This is a genomic window from Marivita sp. (assembly GCF_965656765.1).
In the GTDB taxonomy this organism is placed as follows: domain Bacteria; phylum Pseudomonadota; class Alphaproteobacteria; order Rhodobacterales; family Rhodobacteraceae; genus Marivita.
Genome location: NZ_CBFHLV010000008.1, coordinates 67,873 through 75,240 on the forward strand (window position 1 = coordinate 67,873; position 7,368 = coordinate 75,240).

A 7,368-nucleotide genomic window follows, 5' to 3' on the forward strand; every position below is an offset into this window, starting at 1 on the left:
TCCGTAGGTCAGCGCCCCTTAAGCGGTGGCGCGGTGTAAAAGATCATCCCTACACATATTGCAGCGATGATGCCGATGAACAAGGCAGGCGACCCGACGCAACCTTCCGCCATCGCCAATTTTCGCGAGGCCGGGGCCAGCATTGTTAGAAAGGTGACAAAGGCCGTCCAGCCAAGTACCGCCGCAAGTGACCCCCACTGGCTTTTGAACCGGATGGCAGCGACTGTGCCCAACATCAGAATCAACGCAGCAGGGGAGGATGCAAGAAACACCGCCTCCTGAACCGCACTTACCGGTGCGCCATCCCAATCTGGGCGTTGCAGCGCGCAATCCTGAGCCAATGCCATGCCGGGCATCAGCGACAGGATCAGTCCTCCTCGAACGGGTCCCATTCATCTTCCACTTCGGGCAGCGCTTCTGCTTCTGCTTCAGCCGCCAGTTGGTCGGGGGTGCGCACCTCTTCTATTGCCGCGCCGGGAAAGGCCGCCAAGACGGCTTTGACCAATGGGTGTTCTGCGGCTTCGGCCTTGATCGCCATGTCTGCTGCATCGCGGGTTTCAACGATTGTCGACGCCTTTGATCCGTTGACCAGTGTGACCGCCCAACGGTTACCTGTCCAACGCTGCAACGTCCCGCCAAGACGCTGTGCCAGATCGCTTGGTGCGTTGTTGGTTGGTGTAAATTCGATCCGGCCGGGTTGATACGCAGCAAGACGCACGCAGCCCTCGACCTCGACCAAAAGCTTTACGTCGCGATTCGAACGGATCAATTCAACCACATGTTCGAACGTGGGATAGCGGGCAAGCGCCTGTTCTGCGGCAACGGCAACCGCAGCTCCGCCATGAGATGCGTGCGGACCAGAAGACGGTGAATGATGGGTTGGGGCAGGGGAGCCGGCCGCGTGAGTCCGTGTCGCCCCGCCTGTGTTCATCCCGCCGCCAGACGGCGGAGGAGGGGGCGGTGGCGCATCTTGCAACCGCTTTAGTAAGTCTTCGGGGCTGGGCAGCTCTGACACGTGGGTCATGCGAATGATCGCCATTTCGGCAGCCATCATCGCATTCGGCGCTTGGGCCACTTCGTCCAGCGCCTTGAGCAGCATTTGCCACAGCCGGGTCAAAGGACGCATTCCCAAGGCCTCGGCCATTTCCTGACCGCGTTGTCGTTCATCAGGGCTGATCGTCGGATCTTCGGCCGCTTCTGGCGTGATTTTGACCACGGAAATCCAATGTGTGATCTCAGCCAGATCGCGCAGCACTGCCATCGGGTCAGCACCATCCGCGTATTGCGCGCTTAATTCCGTCAACGCGCCCGCCGCATCCCCCCTCATCACCAGATCGAACAGGTCGAGAACGCGACCACGGTCGGCGAGGCCCAGCATCGCGCGGACCTGATCGGCGGTGGTTTCGCCCGCGCCGTGGCTGATCGCCTGATCCAAAAGCGATGTTGCATCTCGCGCCGAGCCCTCGGCAGCACGGGTGATCAAGGCCAGTGCATCGTCCGTGATCTCGGCAGATTCAGCACCTGCAATTCGACGCAGCAGGGCGATCATCATCTCGGGCTCAATGCGCCGCAGATCAAACCGCTGACAGCGCGACAGGACGGTGACCGGAACTTTGCGGATCTCGGTCGTGGCGAAGATAAACTTCACGTGCGCGGGTGGCTCTTCAAGCGTCTTTAAGAGCGCGTTGAAAGCGCTCGTCGACAGCATGTGAACTTCGTCGATTATGTAAATTTTGTAGCGCGCTGACGCCGCGCGATAGTGGACCGAATCGATAATCTCGCGAATATCACCGACACCGGTGCGCGATGCGGCGTCCATCTCCATCACATCGACATGACGGCCTTCCATGATCGCGACGCAATGCTCGCACTGACCGCATGGATCGGTGGTCGGACCGCCGCTTCCATCGGTGCCAACACAGTTCAACCCCTTGGCAATGATCCGCGCCGTAGTGGTTTTGCCAATGCCGCGAATCCCGGTCATCACAAAGGCCTGCGCAATGCGGTCCGCCTCAAACGCGTTCTTGAGCGTGCGCACCATCGCCTCTTGTCCAACAAGATCGGCAAAGGTTTCGGGGCGATACTTGCGGGCAAGCACCTGATAAGGGGTCGCGTCGGTCATTCAGGTATCCTTGGTTCGACTTTGAACCTAAGCTGCACGCGGCCTAGCGTCCACCACTTGCCGCGCAAATTACAGACTATCCGTTCCAGCGCACGGTCCCGGCCTCGGCCACATCATAGCCTTTGAGTGTCGCAGCATGTGCGACAAATTCAGATGTGCGTAGAAACTGAATGAAGCGCTGCATTGGTGGTTCGAAATACGCGCGACGGCTGACCAGCAGATCAAAGCGTTCTTTAATCAATGGCACATAGCCGAGATGGTGTTGCGCAGCGAGCGCCTCAAGCCCGAATGTTGCATCCGATGCGCCAGATGCCACGTCAAGCACAGCATCCGCCTCGCTCCGTGCAACCGGACGCATTTGGATGGTCTCGGGCAGGATATCCGCCTCTTGCAGCAGATGGTCGAACAAACTGCGCGTTCCGGCCCCAACCTGTCGCGGTGTCATGCTGCGCCCGGCAAGATCAACCAGTGATGTGATTTGCGGTGCAAGCTCTGCACGTAAGACCAATCCGCGCTGCCGCGTGGCAAAGGCCAGCAACACCGCGTCGGAGCCTGAAAACGCAGCTTCGACCTCCGTGATATTCCACTCGGTACTGGCCGCATCGAACATGTGTAATCCAGCCGCCACACCTTCGCTGGCAGCAAACCTGTCCAACCCGTCTTGCGAGCCGTCAAAAAACGTGGCGATTCCGCATTCCGACTGACGTAGGGCCCAGTCCAATAGCGGGTCGTGACTGCCCAGAAAGACGGCGGGGCGCGCGCCCTCGGCCTGTACGGCACCCGTCTGACCCTTTTCGAGCCAACGGCGCACCGCCTTTTCGGGAAAAAGCAGTTTTCCCGTCACCTTGGAGCACGGCACAGCGCCGCTCGAGGCCAAATCATAGACCTTGCGTTCCTTGATCCGCAAAAGCGCGGCCAATTCTGGCACGGTCAGATACCGGTCTTCATGGGATGTGTCAGTTTTCGCCATATCGGCGCGACTATGTCCGACACTAGGTCGCGCGGCAAGACAGAGTGATGGTCGTTTTGCGGCATAATGCCTGAGTGCCCAAGTCTGGCTTTTATAGCCAAACCCTGCATTCTGGGCACACCGATATCAGCGCGCAGAGGTTAGAGATGTCCCCAATGGACCGATACGATCCACGCGATGGAGAAATCGTCAACGACAAAACCCATTCGCCTGACGCAACGGTTCAGTTCATTGGTGTAATCCGAACACCTTACATCACCCGCGATATGTGTCCGCGTCAGGGGAAGCTAGACGGCCCTGACTGCGCGATCGAACTGTTGCCCGAATTTGTGCCCGCGTTGAAAGGGATCGAAAAGTACGAATTTCTCGATATTTTGTACTGGCTGCATCAATCTCGACGCGATTTACTGCAGCAAAGCCCCAAAAGCGACGGTATCACCACGGGTACCTTCGCATTGCGGTCTCCAGTGCGTCCAAACCCAATCGGCGTGTCCCGCGTTCGTTTGATCCGGCAAGAAGGGGCTAAGCTGGTCGTTAAGGGTCTGGATTGCCTTGATAAAACTCCTCTGATCGATATCAAGCCAGAACGATGCGGGTACACAGTGCAGGCCCCAGACAAAGTGGCTGATGTAACCTGACAGTGGCAAAATGCCTCGTCTTGTAACTTCTTTTGAATTGCAGCGTAGGCGGAACGTGCAGGATGGGGTAGAACGCATCACCACAGATAACAAAAGCAGGCATATGTCCGAGCAGTTTACAATCAGCGGGCATGCGTCCGCAGCCACGCCTCCCTCCGCAAAAGATTGGGTCAAGGTACTCGCCAAATACCGCGAACCGAACGCCGTTCGTAGCTCATTTGAACTTGCCGTCACGCTTGGCCCGTTCATTGCGCTTTGGGCCGCTGCATGGTGGGCGATGGGTGTAAGCTATTGGCTTACTTTGGCAATTTCATGCGTGAACGCGGCGTTTCTTCTGCGTTTGTTTATCATCCAGCATGATTGTGGGCACGGATCGTTCTACAACAACCGCACGCTCAGCGATTGGCTGGGGCGCGTCCTTGGGGTGTTGACGCTGACGCCATATGACGTCTGGCGGCGGACCCATTCGATCCATCATGCATCGCACGGAAATCTTGAACGACGCGGCATCGGGGATGTCCATACGATGACGGTGGCCGAGTATCAGGCGCTCTCTGGTTGGAGCAAACTGATGTACCGGCTGTATCGTCACCCGATCATCTTGTTTGGGCTTGGGCCGGGATACTTGTTCCTTTTGCAAAACCGCATCCCGCTTGGCCTGATGTCGAGCGTGCGGTATTGGGCCAGCGCGATGGGCACCAATGCAGCCATCCTCGCGGGGCTGCTGATCATGCTCTATTTCGGTGGGCTGATGCCTATCCTGTTGATTTTCCTACCATCGACCCTGCTTGCTGCAACAGCAGGCGTTTGGCTGTTCTATGTTCAGCACCAGTTCGAGACCACATTGTGGGACGAAGAGGAAAACTGGCAATTGCACGACGCGGCGCTGCACGGCAGCTCTTACTATGTGTTGCCGTCGGTTCTTCAGTGGCTGAGTGGCAATATCGGCATTCACCATGTGCACCACCTTTACAGCCGCATCCCGTTCTATCGTCTTCCCGAAGTGGTGCGTGATCACGGTACGCTTGCCGATCACAACCGCATGACGATCCGCGAAAGCTTTGCCAACGCGCGTTTACACCTGTGGGACGAAGGATCGCGACGGTTGTTGTCGTTCCGCCAGGCGCAATCGCTCTGATCGAACCGGATGCGTAGGTCGGGCGAATTGCTCGGCATATTTTCATCACAACAACACAAACAAAAAGGCCGCCTCGAAAGGCGGCCTTTTCACTATCTTGTAAGCGGTGATTAACGCTTGGCTAATCTAGCATCTTCAAAAATCACGCATTATCAATGGGTAAGAGTATTTATGAGCGCTGTGTAAATGATTTGTTAATCACACTCTGGCCCAGCAGTCCATTTACTTACTCTAATTGGAACGCGCCTTCGTTGCCAGCACAACCGCCTTGTCCAACTCACCGCTCTCAGCAGCCAGCTTAAACGCTTCAAGCACGCCAGCAACATCTTCCAGCTTGTCCACAAACACAGCGTTGCTTTTGCCGTTGATGTTCAAAATACGGCTACCGTAACGACACTGAACGTAGAAGCCGTTGTCTTGCTCAAAAAACCAAGCCCGAACACGCTTGTCGTGCTCAACACGTACCCGCTCGCCAGCTTCGTTTTGCTGCCAGCGCTTGGTCTTTACCGTATATTCCTCGCCTTTAAGCGCCGCGCTCAATACTCGAAGTTGCTCTTCAATAGCAGCAACCAACTTTTCCCGACGCGCAATGACAGGGTCTTTGTGAACATTGCGCTGTACGGTTTTGAGGTTCAGTTTTGCTAGATGTGACATAGCTTAGAGCTCCGTAACTGATTGATATAAAATAATTAAATTCTCAAACCTCATAGAGCTACCGAAAATATTCAGCCTTTGACGACAAAGGATAAATAACTGTGAAAGGAACGCAGTTATGAAAAAAAATTGGAGAAATGAAACGCACGAAGCTTGGGTCGAGGACATAATAAACAACGGCTATGACACCGTTGGTGTGATAAAATTTGACAACGGCCGTTACATCAAACCCAAGCAAGCTCTCGCTCTCTACAAAGCATACTGGCACAAGGTGGACAGAACGCTTTTTGGGTGCGCAGCCGACAAAGGCTACGGTGTACAGCGATGGTGCTTTTCGGAACTTGGCGCAGATGATCGCAATCTACACTTACACTTTGTCGCCAAGTCACCTTTCGACACAGACGCGTTTTGCGCTGTGTTAAACGGCCTTTGGTCCGACTTCCACGTTCGTACAGCTCATAGCAGCTACAATTGGATCACGCCTATACAGCATAGGTCCAAAGCAGCAGCGTACACAGCCAAAAGCACCAAGCAATTCAAGTGCGACAAGATCGGTCTTGGTAATTGTTTTCAACCATCTCCCGACCTAACACACGACACATTTGACGCGGCAGCACAGGCAAGACGCATAACGAACAGGCTCACAGACGAACAATTTGAACAGGCATTTTTTCAACTCAAAAGGCAAATAGCGGAAACTGATAAAAGGCTCACGCATAGGCAAAGCAGAGCATAATCTGCGCACTTAATCTCTCAACAAAGGCTCGAACAGGCACGCTGCGGAATTGCTAGGCATACCGCATCTCATAGGCACGACGAAAATCTGAAGCTTCAAAGAAAAGCGTTGGTGTGCGCAGCCAACGCTTATCTTCAGCATATCAAAAACAAAAACAAAAACAAAAAATACTCACTCAAACACACAACGGTAAATACATAGAGGCATACGACAATGACATTACTTGAAAATACATACAGGCAACTGCGCAACGCTGGACTTGTTGACAGCGCTGAGGCGTTTAGCAGCACTTATTTGAACAAAAGCAAAAACTGGTACGCATACCAAAAGCACACGGGACGCGACTACAGCGTCGATGCTGCGATACAGTGTTTACGCGGCATACGCGATAGTAAAAGAAAACATTCGCGTAATGAATTCCAACATCTTGCGCTTGACGACGTTGAAAAAAATTTAATGTCTTACCTTAAAACTAAACATATGATTAGCGACGTGGTACGCAAATAACAGGCGGTTTTTAAAGAATATAACTCAGTATTTTACCTATATAAAGAAAATAGACAATAACGTGATAGACTACGCGCTAGTATTCGAACAAGGCGACTTGTCGAACGTTGATATTGCTTGGTGATAAATTAAGTTTTATTTGGTTCAAGATACGCAGTTTTGCGTCTAAGTCGTCGTCATCAATGGCTGATGAGTTAAAGTCCACAAAAATATCAATAGCATCTGTATTTTCACAGATTGCGGCGGGTACATCAAAGGATATGTTGTCAGATTTGTCTTTCTCGACGCCTCCAAATACTTTGTAAATTGTTTCGTTGTTCGTCCCAATATGTTCAATCATCAATGCCAACCAATCAAAATCGTCACCATAGTTCTCAGCAATAAAAGAAACTTCGGACGCATTTTGATTACAAAGATTTATGGAGATAACTGCTTTCTTTTGCTCAAAGCTTCCAAAAAACCAGCTTGCTGTAGCTACACTTACGACGACAAGTGCCGCTGCTAAGAAATATTTTTTCATAAATTTACGCTCAGAGCTTTGTTTGGTTGCGGTAACACACTGGTTTTGCTTCTTAAGGAACGTCTGAAAAACCTCGCGTGCTG

Annotated in this window: 9 protein-coding genes; 4 read left to right on the forward strand and 5 right to left on the reverse strand. The window is 53.1% G+C overall.

Going from position 1 to position 7,368, the window contains the following annotated elements; all coding sequences use genetic code 11:
• Nucleotides 1-8: 8 nt before the first annotated feature.
• The 3 genes from ACTG4M_RS04305 to ACTG4M_RS04315 form a co-directional block, all read right to left on the reverse strand.
• Nucleotides 9-392, reverse strand: a complete 384-nt coding sequence (locus ACTG4M_RS04305; RefSeq protein WP_439122403.1) for a hypothetical protein — start codon at nucleotides 390-392, stop codon at nucleotides 9-11.
• Nucleotides 368-2,122: a DNA polymerase III subunit gamma/tau gene (locus ACTG4M_RS04310; RefSeq protein ID WP_439122404.1), complete on the reverse strand. Its 1,755-nt coding sequence runs from the start codon at nucleotides 2,120-2,122 to the stop codon at nucleotides 368-370. Before ACTG4M_RS04310 ends, ACTG4M_RS04305 begins: the two co-directional genes overlap by 25 nt.
• A gap of 76 nt (nucleotides 2,123-2,198) precedes the next feature.
• Complete coding sequence (locus ACTG4M_RS04315; RefSeq protein WP_439122405.1) at nucleotides 2,199-3,092, reverse strand: substrate-binding domain-containing protein; 894 nt, start codon at nucleotides 3,090-3,092, stop codon at nucleotides 2,199-2,201.
• A gap of 155 nt (nucleotides 3,093-3,247) precedes the next feature.
• Between ACTG4M_RS04315 and tsaA the strand changes: the two genes are divergently transcribed.
• The gene (gene tsaA, locus ACTG4M_RS04320) at nucleotides 3,248-3,730 is read left to right on the forward strand and encodes a tRNA (N6-threonylcarbamoyladenosine(37)-N6)-methyltransferase TrmO (protein WP_439122406.1); all 483 of its coding nucleotides are present in this window, start codon (nucleotides 3,248-3,250) and stop codon (nucleotides 3,728-3,730) included.
• A 103-nt stretch (nucleotides 3,731-3,833) separates the two neighbouring features.
• Nucleotides 3,834-4,868 (forward strand): fatty acid desaturase, encoded by a 1,035-nt coding sequence (locus tag ACTG4M_RS04325; protein ID WP_439122407.1) that lies wholly within the window; start codon nucleotides 3,834-3,836, stop codon nucleotides 4,866-4,868.
• Between the two features lie 231 nt (nucleotides 4,869-5,099).
• Here ACTG4M_RS04325 and ACTG4M_RS04330 read toward each other — a convergent pair whose 3' ends face one another.
• Nucleotides 5,100-5,522: a DUF6641 family protein gene (locus ACTG4M_RS04330; RefSeq protein ID WP_439122408.1), complete on the reverse strand. Its 423-nt coding sequence runs from the start codon at nucleotides 5,520-5,522 to the stop codon at nucleotides 5,100-5,102.
• Nucleotides 5,523-5,640: 118 nt separating this feature from the next.
• Between ACTG4M_RS04330 and ACTG4M_RS04335 the strand changes: the two genes are divergently transcribed.
• Together ACTG4M_RS04335 and ACTG4M_RS04340 are read left to right on the forward strand one after the other, a co-directional pair.
• On the forward strand, nucleotides 5,641-6,258 hold the full coding sequence (locus ACTG4M_RS04335) for a hypothetical protein (RefSeq protein WP_439122409.1): 618 nt from the start codon (nucleotides 5,641-5,643) through the stop codon (nucleotides 6,256-6,258).
• A 213-nt stretch (nucleotides 6,259-6,471) separates the two neighbouring features.
• On the forward strand, nucleotides 6,472-6,765 hold the full coding sequence (locus ACTG4M_RS04340) for a DUF6626 family protein (protein ID WP_439122410.1): 294 nt from the start codon (nucleotides 6,472-6,474) through the stop codon (nucleotides 6,763-6,765).
• Between the two features lie 76 nt (nucleotides 6,766-6,841).
• Here ACTG4M_RS04340 and ACTG4M_RS04345 read toward each other — a convergent pair.
• On the reverse strand, nucleotides 6,842-7,368 hold a 527-nt coding region (locus ACTG4M_RS04345; RefSeq protein WP_439122411.1), incomplete at its 5' end, for a hypothetical protein.

Excerpts from the sequence above, each read along its gene's own strand:
- ACTG4M_RS04340 (WP_439122410.1), top strand. The coding sequence starts at position 6,472 with ATGACATTACTTGAAAATACATACAGGCAACTGCGCAACGCTGGACTT.
- ACTG4M_RS04330 (WP_439122408.1), bottom strand. The coding sequence starts at position 5,522 with ATGTCACATCTAGCAAAACTGAACCTCAAAACCGTACAGCGCAATGTT.
- ACTG4M_RS04335 (WP_439122409.1), top strand. The coding sequence starts at position 5,641 with ATGAAAAAAAATTGGAGAAATGAAACGCACGAAGCTTGGGTCGAGGAC.
- ACTG4M_RS04305 (WP_439122403.1), bottom strand. The coding sequence starts at position 392 with ATGGGACCCGTTCGAGGAGGACTGATCCTGTCGCTGATGCCCGGCATG.
- ACTG4M_RS04315 (WP_439122405.1), bottom strand. The coding sequence starts at position 3,092 with ATGGCGAAAACTGACACATCCCATGAAGACCGGTATCTGACCGTGCCA.
- tsaA (WP_439122406.1), top strand. The coding sequence starts at position 3,248 with ATGGACCGATACGATCCACGCGATGGAGAAATCGTCAACGACAAAACC.
- ACTG4M_RS04310 (WP_439122404.1), bottom strand. The coding sequence starts at position 2,122 with ATGACCGACGCGACCCCTTATCAGGTGCTTGCCCGCAAGTATCGCCCC.
- ACTG4M_RS04325 (WP_439122407.1), top strand. The coding sequence starts at position 3,834 with ATGTCCGAGCAGTTTACAATCAGCGGGCATGCGTCCGCAGCCACGCCT.